This window comes from Ruminococcus flavefaciens MA2007, assembly GCF_000621845.1.
Lineage (GTDB): Bacteria > Bacillota > Clostridia > Oscillospirales > Ruminococcaceae > Ruminococcus > Ruminococcus flavefaciens_E.
In genome coordinates, this window is sequence record NZ_JHXF01000006.1 from 191,693 (window position 1) to 213,300 (window position 21,608).

Annotated in this window: 16 protein-coding genes; 14 read left to right on the plus strand and 2 right to left on the minus strand. The window is 48.5% G+C overall.

Going from position 1 to position 21,608, the window contains the following annotated elements:
• The first annotated feature begins 6 nt into the window (after positions 1–6).
• The 8 genes from T497_RS0102675 to T497_RS15605 all read left to right on the plus strand — a co-directional run bounded on the left by T497_RS0102675 (position 7) and on the right by T497_RS15605 (position 8,753).
• Positions 7–1,161: an ABC transporter permease gene (locus tag T497_RS0102675; protein WP_028514294.1), complete on the plus strand. Its 1,155-nt coding sequence runs from the start codon at positions 7–9 to the stop codon at positions 1,159–1,161.
• A 55-nt stretch (positions 1,162–1,216) separates the two neighbouring features.
• Positions 1,217–3,631, plus strand: a complete 2,415-nt coding sequence (locus T497_RS0102680; RefSeq protein WP_028514295.1) for an ABC transporter substrate-binding protein — start codon at positions 1,217–1,219, stop codon at positions 3,629–3,631.
• Between the two features lie 247 nt (positions 3,632–3,878).
• A complete protein-coding gene (locus T497_RS15590) occupies positions 3,879–4,274 on the plus strand; it encodes a DUF4190 domain-containing protein (protein WP_051530475.1) in 396 nt (131 codons plus the stop codon).
• A 3-nt stretch (positions 4,275–4,277) separates the two neighbouring features.
• Positions 4,278–4,673 (plus strand): DUF2752 domain-containing protein, encoded by a 396-nt coding sequence (locus T497_RS15595; RefSeq protein WP_051530477.1) that lies wholly within the window; start codon positions 4,278–4,280, stop codon positions 4,671–4,673.
• Positions 4,674–4,782: 109 nt separating this feature from the next.
• On the plus strand, positions 4,783–5,433 hold the full coding sequence (locus tag T497_RS15600) for a DUF4190 domain-containing protein (protein ID WP_051530479.1): 651 nt from the start codon (positions 4,783–4,785) through the stop codon (positions 5,431–5,433).
• 154 nt (positions 5,434–5,587) lie between these two features.
• Complete coding sequence (locus T497_RS0102705; RefSeq protein ID WP_028514297.1) at positions 5,588–7,015, plus strand: polysaccharide biosynthesis C-terminal domain-containing protein; 1,428 nt, start codon at positions 5,588–5,590, stop codon at positions 7,013–7,015.
• A gap of 195 nt (positions 7,016–7,210) precedes the next feature.
• Positions 7,211–7,921, plus strand: a complete 711-nt coding sequence (gene deoD, locus T497_RS0102710) for a purine-nucleoside phosphorylase (protein ID WP_028514298.1) — start codon at positions 7,211–7,213, stop codon at positions 7,919–7,921.
• Between the two features lie 298 nt (positions 7,922–8,219).
• Positions 8,220–8,753: a hypothetical protein gene (locus T497_RS15605; protein ID WP_051530481.1), complete on the plus strand. Its 534-nt coding sequence runs from the start codon at positions 8,220–8,222 to the stop codon at positions 8,751–8,753.
• Positions 8,754–8,902: 149 nt separating this feature from the next.
• Here T497_RS15605 and T497_RS0102720 read toward each other — a convergent pair whose 3' ends face one another.
• Positions 8,903–10,276 carry an ABC transporter permease gene (locus T497_RS0102720; protein WP_028514299.1) on the minus strand — a complete coding sequence of 458 codons (1,374 nt, stop codon included), beginning with the start codon at positions 10,274–10,276 and terminating at the stop codon, positions 8,903–8,905.
• Positions 10,263–11,003: an ABC transporter ATP-binding protein gene (locus T497_RS0102725; protein ID WP_028514300.1), complete on the minus strand. Its 741-nt coding sequence runs from the start codon at positions 11,001–11,003 to the stop codon at positions 10,263–10,265. The genes T497_RS0102720 and T497_RS0102725 overlap by 14 nt, the downstream gene beginning before the upstream one ends.
• Positions 11,004–11,426: 423 nt before the next feature.
• On the opposite strand from T497_RS0102725, the gene T497_RS0102730 reads away from it, so the two are divergent.
• From T497_RS0102730 to T497_RS0102755, 6 genes are all read left to right on the plus strand, one after another.
• Positions 11,427–14,363 (plus strand): extracellular solute-binding protein, encoded by a 2,937-nt coding sequence (locus tag T497_RS0102730; protein ID WP_037324296.1) that lies wholly within the window; start codon positions 11,427–11,429, stop codon positions 14,361–14,363.
• Between the two features lie 148 nt (positions 14,364–14,511).
• Entirely contained in the window at positions 14,512–15,438 is a 927-nt protein-coding gene (locus T497_RS0102735; RefSeq protein ID WP_028514302.1) for a carbohydrate ABC transporter permease, read from the plus strand.
• A 12-nt stretch (positions 15,439–15,450) separates the two neighbouring features.
• The gene (locus tag T497_RS0102740; protein WP_028514303.1) at positions 15,451–16,329 is read left to right on the plus strand and encodes a carbohydrate ABC transporter permease; all 879 of its coding nucleotides are present in this window, start codon (positions 15,451–15,453) and stop codon (positions 16,327–16,329) included.
• Between the two features lie 325 nt (positions 16,330–16,654).
• On the plus strand, positions 16,655–18,157 hold the full coding sequence (locus T497_RS0102745; protein WP_051530483.1) for a hypothetical protein: 1,503 nt from the start codon (positions 16,655–16,657) through the stop codon (positions 18,155–18,157).
• A complete protein-coding gene (locus T497_RS0102750) occupies positions 18,154–18,783 on the plus strand; it encodes a Yip1 family protein (RefSeq protein ID WP_028514305.1) in 630 nt (209 codons plus the stop codon). The genes T497_RS0102745 and T497_RS0102750 overlap by 4 nt, the downstream gene beginning before the upstream one ends.
• Positions 18,784–18,787: 4 nt before the next feature.
• The gene (locus tag T497_RS0102755; protein WP_028514306.1) at positions 18,788–21,604 is read left to right on the plus strand and encodes a DUF5696 domain-containing protein; all 2,817 of its coding nucleotides are present in this window, start codon (positions 18,788–18,790) and stop codon (positions 21,602–21,604) included.
• The last annotated feature ends 4 nt before the right edge of the window (positions 21,605–21,608 follow it).

The following is a 21,608-nucleotide window of genomic DNA, read 5'->3' on the forward strand; positions in this document are numbered from 1 at the left end:
GATCTGGTGAAAAAAAGATTCAGACCTGTTCATATAGTCATTGCCGCGGTGAACGCCGCCGCTGTTGCGGGGGTACTGATACTGACGGCAGTGGGAAACAGCGCCGCAAGGTCTCAGCGTTACAATTACGCTTATGAGAACTGGAAAAACGGCAGCAAGGACGAATACTCCCAGATAAGCTGCTTTTTCAGCGACGACGCAGGCTTTGACAAAAACGAGATACGCGGCGTGAATGCAAAGCTCATAGGAAAGCTCAGCGAGGCTGCGGTAAATCCCAACGGACGGCAGAAGCTTGTTCCCGAAGCCTACAGCGCTTCTCTCGGAAAAGCCACTATTATGGGAGAAACGGGAAAGCATTCCGAGACCGAGGTCACAGCCGTGGGCGGAGATTTCTTCCTGTTCCGAAGCTTCGACCTTGTCAGCGGAGCGTTCTTCTCCGATGACGACCTCATGCAGGACGGAGCGGTCATTGACCGTCAGCTTGCATGGAATATCTACGGCACCGATAATATCGCAGGCAAAGCCATTTACATAAACAACGTAAAACTCTACATTTCGGGAGTTATTGAAACTCCCCGAACTGATCCCGAGGAACGCTGCGTAGGCAGCACACCGAGGGCATATATATCCTACTATGCGGCAGGACTTATCTCAGGCAGCGGAGGCGGCTATGACGAGTTTGACGACGGCATGAGAACTGTTTCTGATTTCCGTAAGGTCACCTGCTATGAATGCATCAGTCCCGAGCCTGTTGAGAGGTTCACCTATAATGCTGTAAAAAAAGAACTCTCGGAGAGATACAAGGACAAGATAAGCATAGTAAACAACACGGAGCGCTTTGATCCTAAGCCGAGGATAAAGGCTCTGAAACGGCTTGATGACAGCGTTGTCCGCAAGGACAGCATAGTCTATCCGTTCTGGGAGAATGCTTCGAGAATGGTTGAATTCAAGCTTTCATTCATCTACGGAGGGCGAAGGCTCCTCCTTGCTATACCGCTGATAACGCTGATATGGCTTATTATAGTGGCTTACAGAGCGTTTATGCGAAAGAAAGAAGGCCTCAGAAGAGCTGTGGGCGGTTTTGTATCAGAAAAGACTACAGAGCTGAGAAAAAAGCGCACAGACAGCACGGAAGAGAAAAAAGAGAGCTCCGAAAAATAAAAACAGGAGCAGACAAAAGAAAGTAAAATAAAAACAAGAAAAAAGAGGTATCATTATGAAGAAAACATTTACCCGAATCACAGCACTTACCGCAGCACTTGCCCTTATCGCAGGTACAGCAGCTTCTTGCGGAAAAAAAGAAGATTCCAACAACGGCAAGGTAAAGACCGCAAAGGAGCTTATGGCAGCCTCCTATAAGGCAGTTGAGATCGATACTGATGTAGACAACATCAACACTATTGACAGGATCGACGAAAACAGAATACTTATCAGTACTTTTAGCGAGCGCCAGAACGCACCTACATTATATATCTCCGATAACGAGTTCAAGGATATCAAGCCCATTGAAATAGACTTCGGAGTAAAGGAAGACGATGAGGTAAACTTCAATACAGCAGTATCTCCCGACGGCAATATCATGGCATTTGCAACATTCGTAGATTTCGGCGATCAGAAAAAGCCTGATTTCGATGATCCGAGCTTCGATTATGAAAGCTTTGACTTTGAAGAATTCTACAGCCATGTAAAGTATAATTACAAGCTGTACACCGTTGACCTTGACGGCAATATCAAGTCAGAGAACGATATCACAGGTCTTGATGAGTATGCCGACGAGGACGGCGACGTGCATATCGGACGTATGTATCCATGCGGCGGCGATAAGGTGATCTGCGAGGTATACTCAATGGACAACAAGTATGTCATCTTAGGTACTGATGGAAAGATAAGCGGCGAGCTTGACGGTCTTGACGCCAGCTACATCGAAAGCGTTGCGCTTATCGACGACGAAACTATCGCAGCAGCAGGCTATTTCAAGAACTATGATGCTGCTGTAAAGTACGTTGATGCCAATACATTAAAGGCAAAGGACGACACAGTTGACCTTAAAAAGGCAGGTCTTTCCGATAATATCGGCACAATTTTCGCAGGCAGCGGCGACTATAAGTTCCTTATGAGCACATCTACTGCTCTTTGCGGCATCAAGGAGGACGGCTCAGGCGAGGAGATAATCAACTGGCTGGATTCCGACCTGGGCAACGGCGGCGTGAACTCTATCGTTTCTATGGAAAACGGCGATTATGTCATCGCATATCAGGATTATACAAGCGGAACAAACGGCAGCACTCTGTACAGACTTACAAAGCGTGACGTTTCCGAAATGGAGAACACCAAGGTCATCACTATCGGCGTAATGTACGATAACCCCGATATCAAGAGCAAGGTACAGGAATTCAACAAGTCCCATGACGGTGTACGCTTCAAAATGGTTGACTACAGCAAGTATGACGATTACGATGAGGAGAACGAGAGATACACCAGCTCAGGCGAAGGTCAGCTTAAAAACGACATCGTATCAGGCAATGCTCCCGATATGATAGTTTGCCAGAATCAGGCTCTTATCAAGAACCTTGCAAATAAGGGACTTTTCGTTGACCTCGGCGAATACCTCTCCAAGGACAGCGATATCAAAACAGACGATATCATGCCCAATATCCTCGAAGCCTGCAAGATAGGCGGCAAGCTGCTTTCACTTCCTACTGCATTCCAGATACAGACCTATGCTATCAAGGCTAAGAACTTCGATAAGGATACATGGACTATCGATGAGATGATAGACACATACAAGAAGCAGCCCGAGGGAACATCTCTCACATATCTCGACTCCAAGGAAACTATATCTGAGATGCTCCTCAGCTCTATGTGCGGCTGCATAGATTATGAAAAGCGCACCTGCAGCTTTGATTCACCAGAGTTCAAAAAATTCCTTGACTTTGCTAATGAGTTCCCAAAGGAAGATGAACTCATTGACTGGGAGGACCAGAAGGCTGTTAATGAGATGTTCAACAACGACAACTTTATGAAGGATAAGCAGCTCATAGATAATGTTTATCTTTATGATTTTGAATCATATATCAGTCAGTACAAGGGCAGATTCGGCGACGAAGATGTCAAGTTCATCGGCTGTCCGTCAGTAGGCGGCAACGGCGGCGTTCTCATGCTTTCCGAGAGCCTTGCTATCCTCACAAATTCAACAGACAAGGATACCTGCTGGGAGCTCGTCAAGGAATTCTTCAAGACTCCCGAAGAAGATGAGGATGAGTCAGGAATGAACAGATACTATATCAGCGGATTCCCGGCTATCAAGTCAAAGTTCGACAAAATGGCAGACACTGCTACAAAGAAGCCTTACTACATCGACGAGAACGGCAAGAAGGTAGAATACAACTACAGCTACTACGATCAGTCAAAGAATAAGTCTGTTGACGTTGATCCTCTCACAGAAGACGAAAAGAAAGAGATAGTTGACTATATCATGAATACTACAACTATCGTTGATAATTTCGATCCTGAAATACAGAATATCATAATGGAAGAGGCTGATGCTTTCTTTGAGGGCGAAAAGAGCTCAGAAGAGATAATCAGCAGTCTCCAGAGCCGTATTTCCTTGCTTCTCAGCGAGCAGGGCTGATAAAAACTGAAAATCTACATATATTAGATATAATACAACCTCCTTAATTTAGGCACTGCCGTCTGAACAGCGGCAGTGCCGCTTCCTTTTCATGGGCATTTTCAGCTGATTATAAGTAAAAATTTTATAATAAAATAAACATATGACTTCATAACTTTTTTCAATAAATTTATGCTTTTCTATTGACAAAAAACGACTAAAGTGGTATACTTTACTTGTTATATTACCTTTAGGGAGGAATTTTATCATGGATAACAATTACAACAATGATCAGCAGAATGCAACTCCTGATTACAATCAGGCACCACAGGCACCCGTTGATCCATACAACGGAAGTATGCCTACACCAGACGGTCCTAAGGGCAAGGCAATTGCTTCAATGGTATGCGGTATCTGCGCAGTTGTTCTCGGATGCTGCCTTTCAGCTTGGCTCGGTCTTATCCTCGGCGTTGTCGCTATCGCTCTCGGTGCTCTCGTAATGAAGAACAACGAAGCAGGCAGAGGAATGGCTATCGCAGGTCTCGTTTGCGGTATCGTAGGCGCAGTTCTCGGTATTGCAGGTGTTATCATCACTCTTATCTTTGGCGCAGCTATCAAGGATATGCTCAAAGAGATCAACGGCGCACTTTTCATCATCAAGTAAGATATGTCTAAACGTCTGAGAATAGCAATCGCGGCTGCGGCGCCTTTTCTGGCACTGGTCGCCTTTGTCCTCAGAGATCAAATAGTCGGGCTTGCAAGGCTCATGCCGCCATGCGGCTTTCATAAGCTCACAGGTTACTGGTGTACAGGCTGTGGAAATACCAGAAGCACCATTGCTCTGCTGCAAGGTCACATCTGGACAGCTGTCAGAAATAACGCCGCGATACCTTTTCTGAGCCTGCTGCTGTGTCTGCTCTACATAGAGAACCTGGCAGCGATATTCGGCAGGGATATAAAGCTCCTTCCGAGAAAGCTGTGGATATGGCTGATAGTGATAGGTCTGTTCGTTGTCTATTATATAGTAAGGAACTTCGTACCTGCACTTGCTCCGATATCTTAAAAGATGAACAGATAAGCTCTCGTTTCGGCGGGAGCTTGTTTTTTGTTGACAAAACTGCCGAAAAATGCTATAATTTACATATTATAGTTGCCTTTAGGAGGGTATCAATATGGATAACAATTACAACAACGATCAGAGCAGCGGCTACGGCGACGATCCTGCACAGGGACAGGGTAACGGCGGCTATACAGCTCAGAACGATACTCAGGACAATACTTACGGACAGAATTACAGCGGCGGATATGACGCTCAGAATAATTACAATCAGCCCAATAACGGCTACGGCGCACAGAATAACCCCTATGGACAGCCAACAGGCTCGAATTACGGTCCTCAGAACAACCCCTATGGACAGCAGGGCGCTCCCTACGGTCCCCAGAACAATCCATACGGACAGCCGAATAATCCGCAGTACGGACCTCAGAATTTCTACCAGAACGGAAATCCCTACGGCGCTCCGTATTTGCAGGATCCCTATCAGCAGCAGCCTCCTCTGGAGGGCAGCATAGGACTCTCGGTAGCTTCAATGGTACTGGGTATCTGCGCGATACTCTGCTCATGCTGCTTCTATCCTGTTGCATTCCTGCTTGCACTTGTAGGACTTATCCTGGGTGCAGTAGCTATAAAGAAAGGTCCCGCAGGAAAGGGCATGGCTATAACAGGTCTTATACTCTCTATAATCTCTGTTGCCATAGCCGCATTGATACTTATATTTGCAGCTTCACTGGGCATAAGCTCGGGGATCAGCGACATATTCTGATAATGATGAACTCCCGACAACGGGAGTTTATTTTTTTACTGAAATTCTCAATTCAGAAAAAGCTTCTGTCTACGTTGTTTTTTAAGAAAAAAGATGACAAATCAATAATAATGTGATATAATATTAGCGTATTATTTTTTTCGGAGTGTGGAAAATGAATAAATATAAAAAGCTTGCGCTTAATACGGGCATTTTTGCTATCGGCAGCTTCGGTGCAAAGATACTGAATCTTCTGCTGACAAGACTTTATGCCCTTAATCTCAGCGACACGGAATCGGGTATCAAGGGACTTCTTGAGCTTTCACTGCTGTTTTTGCAGCCTATCTTCACCTTTGCATTGCAGGAGTACCTTATCCGCTTTGGTCTGGACAAGGAATACGACAAGAGAGAGGTATTCTCGACCTCGGCGGTCATTACGTCAGTCGGCATGATGCTTATGACGCTGATAGTGCCGTTTTTGAGCAAGATGCATTCCCTCAGTTACATGAAGGGCTTTACGGTAATGCTCATAATCTACGTAATAATGTCCTCACTGAGAATGCTTTGTCAGAATTTTGTCCGTTCAAGAGACCTTGTAAAGCTTTTCTCCATAGACGGCATACTCGCCACACTTACACTTCTGATATTCAACCTTATCTTCATATCCCACAATCACTGGGGCGTAAAGGGCTTCCTGCTGGCAGCTATCCTGTCCGACGCCTGCTCGGCAGTGTTCCTCTTTATTGCAGCAAGACTTCATAAATATACAGGTCTGCGCTATTTCAATAAGGAGCTTGGAAAGGAAATGCTGGGCTTTGCCGCTCCGCTGATACCTACCATAGTAATGTGGACTGTCACCAGCCTTTCCGACAGACTTTTCATCAACAATATGAAAAGCGACAGGGTAGTGCTGGGAACAGGCACGGCAGGTATCTATGACTACGCCAACAAGATACCCAGCCTTATATCAATGGTATCAACTATATTCTATCAGGCTTGGAGTATGTCTGCCATAACGGAAAACAACTCCGCCGACAGGAACAAGTTCTACGAAAAGGTCTATTCCGCATATGAAGCTGTGCTTTTCATGGCTTCGGCAGGACTTCTCCTTATTATCAAGCCGATAACGTCGTTTATCGTACCGTCGGATAAGTTCGCAGTCTACGCAGACGTTTATATGTATACGCCTATACTTGTTATCGCCGTAATATTCATGTCCCTTAACCAGTTCCTCGGCGGTATCTATTCAGCAACAAAGCACCCCAAGAACTCCTCATGGACGGCTCTTGCTGCCTGCTCGGTAAACCTTGTGATGAACTACTTCCTCATACCCGAATGGGGCATACAGGGTGCAGCATTCGCCACATTCCTCAGCTATATCATCTGCTACGGCGCAAGAATGATAGACGCAAGATACTATGTGCCGTTCAGATTTGATATAATTAAGACTGTAATCAATACGGTAGCTTTGCTGCTTATGAGCGTTCTCATCATAGGAGCTCCGAAGCTCTATATGCTGTGGGTATTCCTGCTGTTCGCACTGGTGATGTTCATCAATTATAAGGCTATAATCGACACAGCCAAGAAGCTCATCAAGAGATAATTTGTTTATCTGTAGGGGCTGATGTCCACATTAGCCCGATTTGTTTCGTGATCTGATGTGGCGATGTGAGCATCGCCCCCTACACTACTAAAAAAGGAAAAAGTTTAGATTTGAGAGTTAATGTGTTTACTTCGTTCACAGTATAACTTTCAACTCTAAACTCTCAACTCTAAACTATAAAAAGGAGGGCTAAATATGCCGACACCACACAATAACGCAAAGAAGGGCGATGTCGCCAAGACCGTTCTCATGCCTGGAGATCCCCTGAGAGCAAAATTCATTGCCGAGAATTACCTCGAGAACCCCGTCTGCTACAACGAGGTCAGAGGAATGTACGGCTTCACTGGCACATATAAGGGCGTTCCCGTATCTGTGCAGGGCAGCGGCATGGGTATGCCCTCTATCGGTATCTACTCATGGGAGCTTTTCAACGAATACGGCGTTGAAAACATCATCAGAGTAGGCACAGCAGGCAGTATCGCAGATAATGTACAGCTCCGCGACGTAATTATAGGTATGAGCGCAAGTACAGATTCCGCATATGCCAACCAGTACAAACTTCCCGGAACATATGCGCCCACAGCTTCATGGAAGCTTCTCTCGGCGGCAGTAAAGGCAGCAGAGGCAAAGGGCAGCAGGTTCCACGTAGGCAATATCTTTTCCAGTGATGTGTTTTACGATGACGCAGACAGCCTTGCTGAATGGAAGAAAATGGGAGTTCTCGCTGTGGAAATGGAGGCGGCGGCTCTGTATATGAACGCTGCAAGGGCAGGGAAGAACGCTCTGTGTATACTTACTGTGTCGGACTGCCCGTTCAGAGGTGAGAAAACCACCGCAGAGGAGCGTCAGCTCACCTTCCGTGACATGATGGAGATAGCATTAGAGGCTGCATATTCAATAAAATAAGAAAAAAATGAAAAAACAAAGAAAATTAAGATAACTTTAAGATTATTTTAAGGTTGGGACGGTATATTATAAGTGGATTAAGTAATCCCCCAATTCCCCTTCTATATTTATTCATTTCATTTGTTTAGGCTATGCATTCTTTGCATAGCTTTTTTACTGTGCGGAGGGCTGCTTCGTATATCGCAGGAGGCGGATATTATCAGCCAGAATGAAAATACTTGCATTTCTTGTAATTTTGTGTTATAATCATTATAAATTCTGCAATATTATTTGAATTCTTTGTTTTAGGGGGCACAGCATGAATAACAATAACTACGGCGAAAACAACGAGAACGTACAGAATAACGGCGCATATCCACAGAATGAACCGTATCAGCAGCCCAATAACGGCTATCCTCAGGGCGGTTATCCCCAGCAGGGTTATCCCCAGAACGGCGGCTACCCTCAGAATAATTACTACGGCAGTCAGAATCCATATAACGGCTACCCTCAGCAGGGCGGCTATCCAAACTATCCGCAGGGCAATTATCCGCCTCCGCCAATGTTCAATCCCTATTATCCGCAGGAGCCAAAGAAAGAGGGTACAGCGGGCTTCGGCATAACGGCGCTGGTAATGGGCATACTGTCTATTCTGGGCGGCTTCTGCTTCTATGTCTGCGGAATCCCCTTTGCGGTCCTCGGAATCATATTCGGTATCGTCGGGCTCATAGTCAAGGGCGGCAAGGGCTTTGCTATTGCAGGACTTATCCTGAGCGTATTCACCCTTGTGGGCGGATATATCATCTGGGACCTTATCACAGGCGGTCTGTGGGATTATCTCGGAGACCTTTAATAAACGGCATAAATTGGTTTATATAAATCATGCAGCAGGGCAGCTCGGTCAGGGCTGTCCTGCTGTGTTTTTTGCGTATACTGAAATAAAAAGGCGCAGCAGCTCCGCGTGGGAACTGCTGCGCCTTTTCATGGGGAAAGGGAAGAGGATTAATCCTCGGTGGTTTTGCGTGATTTTTTGAACTTGGACTTCTGACCAAGATTGAGCGAGATAGTGAGTATCTTGTCTGACTTGAAAAGCTTCAGTGCGAAGAACATCACTACTGCGAAAACTATTATCTGATAACCCAGACCTAACCAGAATTCGGTGTTGTTTCCGAACATAAGGTTTGGCATGGCGGTGAATGTGTGAGTAAAGGGGATAGCGTAGATAACGTATTTAGCCACTGTCGGGAGCGAGCTCACATCTGTGAACATTGTTATCATCCACGGTATTATTACCATCATTACGATAGGGAGCAGCATGGTCTGTGCTGACTTGGAGTCGTTTACCAGAGCTCCGAGGATAATGGATAATGCAAGGCATATCATTATGGTAACAAAGAGCTGAATGCCTATGAGCAGATAATCAGCGGCTCCGAGCTGTAATCCCAGCTGCTTTAATGCGTCGCCCGAGGACATTATGCTCGAAAGAGCGCCCTTTGCGGATTCAGCGGCGTCCTGCGGTATAGTGGTAGCTATATCCGAAGCCATTGAACCCATCATACCTGCTGTGTATGAGGTGAATCCTGCCATCATAACGCCTGCATTGAGGAGAGCCACGATAGCGGCTGCCAGCATTTTTGCTGTTATTACAGAGCCCCTTGAAACAGGTGTGGATAACAGAGTTTCCAGCGTCTTGTCTATCTTCTCGTTGGATATGGAGGAGATAAGGGACTGTGAAGTCATCATTATGAGCAGAACAACTATTATAGGAAGTATCATATTCTGCATCATGAGCTTTGTAACGATAGAGCCTATAGATACCTGAGCGGATTTATCGGCAACTACCGTATGCTCTGTAACTGTCAGAGGATCCTCGATAGTTTTGAGCTGTTCCTTGCTGACGCCTTTCTGGTCGGCGAGCTTCTGTGAAACGAAAAGCGTTACCGCAGACAGCGTATTTTCGGGACCTGACGTCATATTGCTGAATGCTGCCGCGCCCTGTACCTTGCTTACGGAGTATACCTCGGGCTTTTCGCCCTTTTCAACAGCTTCTCCGAAGCCCTTTGGGATTACCACGAAGCCCTTCAGCTTCTTCTGTTTTTTAAAGGCTGAGGCGTAATCATCTCCCTCAACGGTAACAAGATCTACCTTGCTGCCGCTTTCCTTGAAGGATTCTATCATTTCCTCGGTGACAGCGGAATCGTCCATGCTGCAGATGCTGAGCTTGTTGCTCTTGGCTTCCTCGACTATCTCGCTGGTAGCGGACTCCATAACGTTTCCCATTATGAAGAATATAGCCACTGTAAAGATAAGCGAGAATATCATCTGCTTGTTTATGAGCTCCGAGAGCTCTTTTTTGAGCAGGTTAATGAACTTCATTCTCTTTCACCACCCTTTCAAAAACGTTCTCGAGATTAGGCGCTTCGTAGCGAGCCTTGAGCTCCTCGGGGCGGCCTGTCACCATTAAGTGACCTTTTGAGATGATGCCGACTCTGTCGGAAACAAACTCTATCTCGAGCATATTGTGTGATGAGAGAAGGAAGGACATACCCTCTTCTGCTGCAAGTCTTTTTATCATTTTGCGTATCTCGATAGCGTTGAGAACGTCGAGACCGCTGGTCGGTTCATCAAGAATAGCCAGCTTTGGCTTTGTCATAACAGCTCTTGCAAGGAGAAGCTTGCGTATCATACCGCGGCTGTAGCTGCCTATCTTATCGTTAAGCCTGTCGCCGAGACCGCATATCTGCTTTGCGCGGTCAACGTATGAATTGAGCTTATCTATATCCGTTGTGAAAAGTCCTGCCATAAAGCGCAGGTACTTGATACCTGTCATCTGCTTGTAAGCGCCTGCTTCGTCGGGGAGGTAGGTGATACATTCCCTTACCTTTGCGGGAGCCTTTAAAATGCTGTGACCTGCGACAACAGCGTCGCCTGCGGTCGGAGACAGCAGAGTTGAGATCATTCTGATAGTAGTGGTCTTTCCTGCGCCGTTGGGACCGATAAGAGCAAATATCTCGCCCTCGGCAATTTCAAAGGAGACCTTATCTGCCGCCAGCACCTTTGAGTACTGCTTGGAGAGCTCCTTTACTTCGAGTACGTTTGCCAAAAATATCTCTCCCTGTAAACAAAATATAGTAGTATATCTTATGCTTTTCTCTACTAATATCATATCATATAACAGGGCATATGTCAATACAAAATGTAGAAACGGGAGCAAATTTTACACTCTATTAATAATTTAGAAATTGGCACGTCCAATTTCTAAAATCAGGAGCAAAAAACTGGAGCAACTTACAGTTTATTTTTCTTCCCATTGTACAGTATTATCATAAAAATGGGTGATTAAGCTAAATTATGAGTGGTAAAAAATATTATTTATATTTCAAAAACAGCCATTTTCTTGACATTGTACTATAAATTTGCTATACTGATTTTTGAAGAATATGTACAGTCCGCCAAGTCAGCGGCAGAACTGTCGGTGCGCATTATCTGCGCATTTTTATTTGTATAAAAGGTGGTGAGGTCGGAGATGAACAGGTCATTGCGCAGGTTTGCCGCAGGAGCTTTTGCGCTTTTTGTGGGAGCACAGGCGTCTATGGGCTCAGCTTCGGCTATTGCTGCCGAAAAAACAGTGTCCGCAGAGACTGTGGCGGCTATGGCAAGGGACTATTATAATATAGAAGCTCCCGACGAGAAAGTGCTGTCCTACAGCGAGTATTACGATATGCATTCCGACAAGCCGAGCTCTCAAAGGGAGATATTCATCAGCGCCGCGGACTTCAAAACTGCCGAAAACGGCGATATCACCACAGGAAGCTTCACCGACGACAGCGGAGAGAGCCGAAGCGATGTGCTTCTCTGGAACAGTGCCGAGGGCGAAGTGACCTACGAATTTGAGGTCAGAGAGGCAGGAAAATACTGCATAGAGACAAGCTACTGCCCCATGATATCCACAAGCTCGGATATAGAGCTGAAAATGACGATAGACGGCATACAGCCCTATGATACGGCTTCAAGGCTGAAGCTGAGCCGTGTATGGGTAAACGAGCGCGATATCTACACGGATATACGCGGAAATCAGGTTCGCCCCACACAGGTACAGCGTACCATGTGGCAGGACTGCTTTTTCGGGGACGTGGACGGACTTTTCAGCGAGCCCCTGTTCGTTTATCTTGAAGAGGGCAGACATGAGCTGAGCTTCACTTCAGAGAGAGCGCAGCTCGCCATTGAGAGCTTTACATTGAGAGCTCCCGAAAAGCTGCCCACATACAGCGAATATGCGGCTTCTGTTGGAGCTGACATGACAGTTGAGGGGACTCCTTCTGCAAGCTTTAAAATAGAGGGCGAGAGCGCGGCTTACAAATCCGACGCCACCCTTTACCCTACATACGATAACAGCAGCTACCTTGTATCGCCCTCCGATCCGCGGAAAATGGTGTACAATACTCTTGGCAGCGGCAGCTGGAAAAAGGCGCTCCAGACCGTAACATGGGAGATACCCGAGGACAAGGTCGGGGCAGGGGGCTGGTACAGAATAGGAATAAAAGCCCGTCAGGACCAGATACGCGGCTTTGACTCCAACAGGCGCATATATATCGACGGGAATGTGCCATGTCAGGAGCTTGACCGCGTGAAGTTCAGCTATGATACGGACTGGTCAGTGGTCAGCCCCAGAAGCGGCAGTGACGACATTTATGTATGGCTTGAGGGCGGAAGAGCCCATACCATATCAATGGAGGCTGTTACGGGAGATATCGGAGAGTACCTCCGAAGCCTTGAAAACGTGGTAAAACAGCTGAATATCTATTACCGCAAGGTGCTGATGATAACAGGTCCCAATCCCGATAAATACACCGATTATTATGTGCACGAGAAGATACCAGAGCTTGTCGATGTGTTCGATATCCTGTCCATAGACCTGAGAAACGTTCAGCAGGGAATAGAAGCTCTCGGCGGTTCAAAGGGCTCTGAGGCGGCTGCCCTTGAAAATATGGCGGTAATCCTTGAAAAATGCGTGAAAAAGCCTCTGAGGATACCCGATTATCTCTCCCAGATAAAGGACGGCAGCGCCGCTTTGTCAGCTTGGCTGAGAGATAACCGTGACCAGCCTCTTGAAATAGACTATATCGAGTTCGCAACTGCGGACAGGAGCTTCACAAGCTGCGACGAGAAGCTTGGCAAGTCCCTGAAATTCGGCGTTGACGCCTTTATCGGCTCGTTTTTCGAGGACTACACTACACTTTCCGACGTCACGGGCGAGGAGGCTATAAACGTCTGGGTATCGCTGGGACGCGATCAGGCGCAGGTGGTCAAGGAGATGACCGAGAACCAGTTCATGCAGGAAACAGGCATACCTGTTTCCGTGAACCTTGTCACAGGCGGTGTGGTCGAGGCTTCACTTGCAGGGAAAGGTCCTGATGTAGCGCTGTTTCTTGGCGGCGAGTTCCCCGTGAACCTTGCCGTAAGGGATATGCTTGTTGATATGTCGCAGTTCGAGGACTTTGACGAGGTAAAGGGGCGTTTCCAGCCCAATGCCACTACGCAGTACACATATAACGGCGGCTGTTACGGACTGCCCATAAGTCAGTCATTCCCCATGATGTTCTACCGCACCGATGTCCTCACGGAGCTTGGCTATACCTCGCCTCCCGAGACATGGGACGAGCTCAGGGATATGCTGCCTGCATTGCAGAGAAATTATATGTCCGTGGGACTTGTGCTGCCGCCCAATAATATCTCTCCTGCAACGGAGACAGGTCATACCTTTGCCCTGCTCATGCTGCAAAAGGGGCTGAACTACTACAACGAGGGACAGACAGCGTCCGCCTTTGATTCGGTAGAAGCAGTGCAGTCTTTTGAGGAGTGGACGGACTTCTATACAAAGTACAGCTTCGAGCAGACCTACGACGCGTTCAGCCGATTCCGAACAGGCGAATATCCCATAGTTATTGCAAATTATACGTTTTTCAATCAGCTTACGGCGGCTTCGCCCGAGATAAACGGCTTGTGGGACTTCTGTCCCGTGCCTGCAACTGCAAGGGCGGACGGAACTCTGTCCCATGCGGCAAATTCAAACGGCGCAGGAGCTATCATATTCAATAAGGTGAAAAACAAGGACAACGCGTGGAAGTACGTGAAATGGTTCACGGATACGGATACTCAGGTGCAGTATGCGGCGCAAATAGAGGGACTTCTCGGAACTATGGGACGTTTCGATACTGCCAATGTTGAAGCGCTGGGACAGCTCTCGTGGTCAAAGGACGAGCTGTCAAGGCTCCGTGCACAGCAGAATGAGCTTGCGGAGATACCTGTAACTCCTGCTTCATACGCAGTTACGCGCAATATAATGAATGCGTTCAGAGAAACCATAAACGAGCAGAAAAATCCCCGTGATACCCTTATCTGGTACAACAGGGACATAAACGACGAGATCACGAGAAAACGTAAAAACCTCGGACTTGAATAAGTTGAGAGTTGAAAGTGGAGAGTTGAGAGTTAATGTGTTCTATTGTCGCCGCAGGCGGCACCTCAACTGTCAACTCTAAACTCTCAACTCTAAACTAAATCATAATTCTGCATAGCAAAATTATGATTTGCGAAAGGAGTGTGAGAAAATGGCAGTCAATGCAAAGGAGTCCCCAAAGGGCAGAAAAGGTGAGCTTTGGCGCGATATCAAGCGCAATAAAGCCTGTTACGGCATGATAGCTCCCTTTATGATATTTTTCATCGTGTTCACGGTAGTGCCCGTGCTTATGTCCCTGCCTATGGGATTTACGGACTTCGACATGGTAAGACCGCCTAAGTTCGTGGGACTTTCCAACTTCACCACGCTTTTCCTTTCAGACAAGATTTTCATACGCTCCATAAGGGTAACTATCGTTTTCGCCCTGCTCACAGGACCTGTCAGCTATGTGCTGTGTTTCCTGCTGGCATGGCTCATCAACGAGATGAACCCCAAGCTGAAAGCCATATTCACGCTTATATTCTACGCGCCCTCAATGGCGAATGTGTATACCGTCTGGCAGCTCATCTTCAGCGGCGATATGAACGGCTATGCAAACTCTTTCCTTATAAATCTGGGCTTCATCACAAAGCCCATACAGTGGCTCACTGACGGACGCTACGTCCTCGGAGTCACCATAGTGGTACAGCTGTGGATATCTCTCGGAGCAGGATTCCTTGCGCTTCGTGCAGGATTCCAGAACATAGACCGCTCCATGTACGAGGCGGCGGCTATCGAGGGCATTCGCACAAAATGGCAGGAGCTCATTTACATCGTTATCCCCTCAATGGGACCTCAGCTAATGTTTGCGGCGGTAATGCAGATAGTCAGCTCCTTTACCGCAGGCACAGTTGCACAGAATCTTGTGGGCTTCCCGAGTACGGACTACAAGGCTCATACTATAATGACTCACGCCTTCGACTACGGCTGGCAGCGCTTTGAAATGGGCTATGCTTCGGCAATATGCATGATACTTTTCATTGCAATGTTCCTCTGCAACAAGCTCATAGCCAAGGTGCTGGGTAAATATATGGACTAAGGGGGCGAAGCTTTGGCGAATGTAGATACAGCGAAGCTTCGTGCTTCAAACAGACAGGCAGGCAGAAAAATAGGCGGCAGTGTGTTCATATTTATAATACTGACCGTCCTCGGACTTTTCATGGCTCTGCCCATATATCTCACGGTGGTAATGTCAATAAAGCCTGTGGAGGAGCTTTTTGTGTTCCCGCCCAAGCTTTACGCCGTAAGACCTACTCTTGACAATTTCAGCGATATGTTCAGAGTGCTCCGACAGAACCGAGTGCCGTTCTCGCGCTATGTGTTCAACAGCGTGTTCGTAACGGCGGCGGTAACGGTATTACAGTGCTTTTTCTCGTCAATGGCGGCATTTGTGCTGGCAAAGTGCAAATTCCCCGGCAGCAAGCTCATAAACGGAATAATTGTAGTGGCGCTCCTTTATCAGAGCAGCGTCATCTACATAATGCAGTACATCGTAATGGCGAAGCTCCACATGATAGACACCTATATGGCGCTGATATTCCCTGCGGTGGCGTCGCCTATGGGACTTTTCCTCATGCGGCAGTCCATAAGTCAGGTGCCCGACGCCATGATAGAAGCTGCAAAGGTGGACGGAGCAGGACTTTTCCGCATATGCTGGCAGATAGTAATGCCAAACCAGAAGCCTGCCCTCATGACATTGATAATATTCGCATTTCAGGGCGCATGGAATATCCAGACTGGCTCGGTAGTTCTCAAGGAGCAGTATAAGACTCTGCCTACGGTAGTTTCGCAGGCAGCTGCCTCGGGACTTGCGCGAGCAGGCGTTGCCATGGCGGCAGCGGTGTTCCTGCTGATACCGCCGATACTCATATTCATGCTGGCACAGCGTCAGGTCATCGAAACTATGGCACATTCGGGTATTAAAGAGTGATTAGTGCATAGTGATCAGTGATTAGTAGGGGCGGCGTTCCGCCGCCCGTGTCTTGTGAAATAATTATAAATGACCGTATGTAGGGGCGGATATTATCCGCCCGTTAAGGGACGCCCTCTCTTGCAGGGCGTCCCTCTCCCGAAAACAATTCACCGGATTGTTTTCGGGATTCACCCTTGCGGAGCGCCTTCGTAACTGCGGGGCTTTGCCCCACTCCCCACCAGAGGCGCCGCCTCTGGACTCTGCCAAAGGAACACAGTCCCTTTGGAATCCCGTTCATTGGTTCGGCAAGTTATAACGGTTGAACAGAAAGGAAGTGAAGCAAATGAAGTCAAAACTGAAAAGATGTATCATGGCTATGGCTGCATTTGCTGCACTTGCTTCTCTCGGCGTATCCTCGGCAGCCGCCGAGGGCGCTCCCTATGAAAGCTACAACTATGACCGCTGGGGAGACGCTATCCCCTCACAGGCAGGCTATCTTCCCGATGGGACTGTCTCGGGCATTGACCTCGGCGTTGGAGCTTTCGACAGTCCGTGCGATATCTTCTTTGACAGCGATGGACTGCTGTATATCGCGGATACAGGCAATAACCGCATAGTTGTCACCGATAAGGACTTCGGCGGCGCTGAGCGTATTTATGACAGGTTTACCATGCCCGACGGTTCCGAGACTGTCCTCAAACAGCCTATGGGAGTCTATGTTTCGGCAGAAAAGGGGCTTATCTATATTGCGGACACTGAAAACTCCCGTATCCTTGTTTCGGACATGGAGGGCAATGTTCAGCAGGAGATGACAAAGCCTCAGAACGATGTCTATGACCAGAAGCGTACTTTTCTGCCTCAGCGCGTGGTTGCGGACAAGGCAGGCAACGTTTATACAGTCCTCGGCAATATCACCACGGGAGCCGCTATGTTCTCCCCAGAGGGCGAATTTATGGGCTTTTACGGAGCAAACCGTGTTGAGCCCACCGCTAAGATAGTCAGCGACCATTTCCGCGGACTTTTCATGTCCGACGAGAAGAAAGCCAACCGAAAAAGAACAGTTCCCTCGGGAATCACAAGCTTCGATATGGACGGGGATTTCATATTTACCTGTACCTCGTCCACAACTCAGAAAACTGACACCGTCAAGAAGCTCAATGCGGCAGGAAAGAACATTTTTGCCGATAAGGAGCTCTATTTCGGCGACTATAAGCCCGTTTACGACGCAACGCAGAACAAGATGTTCTCGCCGTCCATGGTGGATATAGATATTTCCGAGGACGGCTGTATAAACTGCCTTGATTTTACAACCGGCAGGGTTTTCCAGTACGATGAGGAGTGCAATCTTCTTTTCATTACGGGAGCTGTCGCAAAGCAGACAGGCGGCTTCGACCATGCGGCGGCTGTGGAGTCCTGCGGCGATAAGCTGTACGTCCTTGACTCCTCAAAGGATACCATAACCGTATTCAGGGAGACCTCATTCGGAAGCGTTGTCCACGAAGCGGCTTCGCTTTATAACGGCGGCTACTACGAAGAAGCTCTCGGACCGTGGCAGGAGGTCCTAAAACGTGACGGAAACTACCGCAGAGCCTATGTGGGCGTAGCTTCGGCGCTTCTGCGAAAGGGCGACTACAAGGGCGCTATGAAGTACGCTAAGCTTGCGGACGCAGGGGACATATACAACAAGGCTTTCGAGGGCAGGCGCAGGGAGTTCCTTAAAGAGAACTTCACAGCTATAGCGGCTGTGCTGGTGCTTGGCATAGGCGGACTTACAGCTGTCGGAAAATACAGAAAAAAGCGCAGAACTGCGATAAAGACTGAGAAAAAGGAGGCGGAGCAGCTATGATGGAGCTTACTCAGAAGCAGTGGGTAAGACACGCGGTGACTCACCCTGTTGAGGGCTTCGAGGATATGCGCTGGAAAAAGGCAGGCTCGCTGAAAATAGCCCTGCTCATCATCGTTCTCCTGTTTTTCGGCGAGATAGCCCACGGCAGGCTCTACGGCTTTCAGTTTTATATAAGCTACGACAAGACCTTCAATATCGTACCGTATATCGTGCGGAGCTTCGTGCTCTTCGGGGCATGGGTGATAGGCAACTGGTCGGTGTGCACTCTCCTTGACGGCGAGGGAACTCTGCGGAATATCTGCGTTTACAGCGCCTATGCGCTGATACCCTATGTGGTGCAGATGTACCTGAACGTCATACTCTCACATTTCCTTATACGGGACGAGTACGTGTTCATGCAGATAATAGAGCTCATCGGCGTTGGCTGGACGGCGATACTTCTGTTTTCAGCCATAAAGTCTGTGCATCAGTACAGCTTCAAAAAGACCGTGCTTGCTATAGCTTTTACTCTGGCGGCGATGTTCATAATGCTGTTCCTGCTGGTTCTCTTTATGTCACTGATACAGCAGATATTCATCTTCATATCCACCGTTTACACGGAGCTTTCCTACAGGGCAAAGGTATAAGGCTATGGGAAGAATATCGAAAAAGCTGCTTTTATGCCTTCTGGCAGTATCGTCACTGACGGTATCGGGCAGCGTTTATGCGGACAGCGAGGGCAGCGAAGCTGCCCCACAGGCGGCTTTAGCCGCCGATAAGGGCGCGGAGCCTGAAAAGGCGAAGCGCTATGAAGCCGTTGAAAAGGCGGAGCTTTCCGCCGAGGATGCGGAAAAGTATCTCAGGAAGATAGGCTCCGCCGACGGCTTCGACGTGTACATCAGGGAAGAAAAGTTAGAGGATAAGCTCTGGGACGCCGCAGGCGGCAAGCCCAAGAGCAAAAAGGACTACACCGAGGAGCAGAAGCTCCTTGCGGACAAGATAGCCGAGCTGAAAAAGCTGGGCAGGCTTGTGGCGATAGATACGAAAACAGGGCAGGCTGCGGCTTCTTTCAAAAACGGAAACGGCTGCGACGAGGGCAAGCTCTGGGTAAGCGACGCAGGCAGGTTCTTTGTCATCACCGATAAGGACGAGACCAAGGTTATAAGGCTTCGTCAGGCTGTTTCCACTCTTGACAGCAGATATGCATTCATATCTGCTGACGGCAAGACGCTGGAGCTCCTGCGAAAGGACATGAAGCGTCCCGACGAGATATTTGAATACGACGGCAAAGAGGACGGCAAAGCCGTCTATAAGTCCGAAAGCGGCAGCTTTGCGTGGCTCACAGCCGACAAAAAGCACTTTCTCGGCGCTTTCCGCCGCGGAGCTGAAAACGACAGCTTCCGTATGCTAATTGACGACAGGACAGCCATTTTCGGCATTGAAAACAAGGAAACAGGCTATATCTGGTGGTCATCACCGCTGGAGGCTTCACAGGACAGGCTTGCTACGGGGCTTCTTGCAGACGAGCTGCGCTCTTCAAATATGCTGAGATACGGCGTACCGCTGAGCCGCTCGGGCAATAATATGCTCCGCTCGGGCAGCGAGACTGACTGCACATTTACGGTCAGCGATATCCCCAACGGTATCCGCGTGATGTACAGCTACACGGGGGCAGGCTTCAAAGTTCCCGTTGAGTACACCTTGGAGGACGACCACCTCCGCGCAAGCGTCAAGGTCTCGGAGATACAGGAGACCAATCCCGCCAATATCGCCACGGAAATGACGGTACTCGGCAGCTTCGGTGCAGCTTCCGACAAGGAGGAGGGCTATTTCGTCATACCCGACGGCAGCGGAGCTCTTGTGCGCTTCAATAATCAGCGCACCTTGCAGAACAATATCTATCAGCAGCGTGTTTACGGCGCTGACGTTACGGCTGTGCCCCAGAACAGGGGAGCAGTCTCCGAGCAGATATATATTCCCGTTTACGGCATAGTCAAGGAGGACAACGCTCTCCTTGCAGTTGCGGCAAAGGGGGACTCCAACGCCTATCTTACGGCGAATGTGTCAAAGCAGTCCAACAGCAGCTACAACATCTGCAATTTCACGTTCATTCTCCGCGGCACCGACAGCTTCTATATGTCGGGCAACAACCGCGATAAATACACGGTTTTCGAGAGCGGAGCCATCAAGTCCGACGATATCGAGATGCTGTACTATCCTATCTCCAAAAAGGGTGCGGACTACGTTGACATAGCAGAGCGCTACAGGCAGTATCTCCTTGACGAGCAGGGCGTGAAGATTCGCAGCAAGGCTGACAGTGCGCCCCTGTATCTTGACCTTTACGGCGGCGTTATGAAGAAAAAGCCCGTGCTTGGCATACCTGTTTCTCTGAAGACCTCCGTTACCGACTACGGACAGGCGGCTGAGATAATCGGCAGTCTCAGGGACGGCGGCGTTGGGGATATGGTGGTATCCTACAATAACTGGACCAACGACGGCATGAAGAACAAGGTGGACACCGACGGCAAGCCCTCGGGCAAGCTGGGCGGCAAAAGCGATTTCAGGGCGCTCACCGACCTTATAAACGACAGCGGCTACAGCCTCTATCCCGTGTCCGACAACAGGGATTTCCGCTCGGGCAACGGCTATTACTCATTCTCGGATACGTCTGTGAGGGTTTCGGGCTCATATTCCCGTATCGTCAGCTATGACAAGGCTTACGGAGTCCCCGACGGATTCAGAAAGAATCTGTCCCTGCTGTCTCCAAGCTATTATCCCGAGATATTCAGCGATATCGCTGAAAACTACTCCAAGGCAGGCCTCAGCGGCGCTGCTCCCGTAAATCTGACGGCTTCACTGTACGGCGACTACGGCAAAAAGAGCATTTCACGTGCAAAGGCTGAGAAGCTCCTTACCGAGGGCTATGCAAAGCTTGACGAGAAGCTCAGCGGCGGCATACTTGCAGACGGTGCGAATGCCTATGCTCTGCCATATGTAAGCCATATCACGGGAGTTCCCGAGACTTCAAGCAGGTTTGACCTTTTTGACGAGGATATACCATTCTATCAGATAGTCCTCCACGGAGTCATACCCTATTCTGCGGCGGCTGTCAACGGAAGTCCCGATCCCGAAAGGGCACTGCTCATGTCGGCGGCTACGGGCAGCAATATAAGCTACGACATGATATACGAGGAGACCAGCCGGCTCAAGGATACCGACCTTGACGGGCTGTACTACGCAAACTATAAGGGCTGGACGGATACTGCCGCAGAGGATTACAGGCTTCTTGCGCCTCTCCTCAGTGCAGTCTCGGACAGCTTCATCACGGGGTATGAGCAGAAAGACGACATCATCACCACCGAGTTTTCAAACGGCACGGTGGTAACTGCCGACCTTGGAGCCATGACCGTGAGATATAACGGCTCTGTAATAGAGCTTGGCAGAAACAAGGAGAAAGGAGAGCGCTGACATT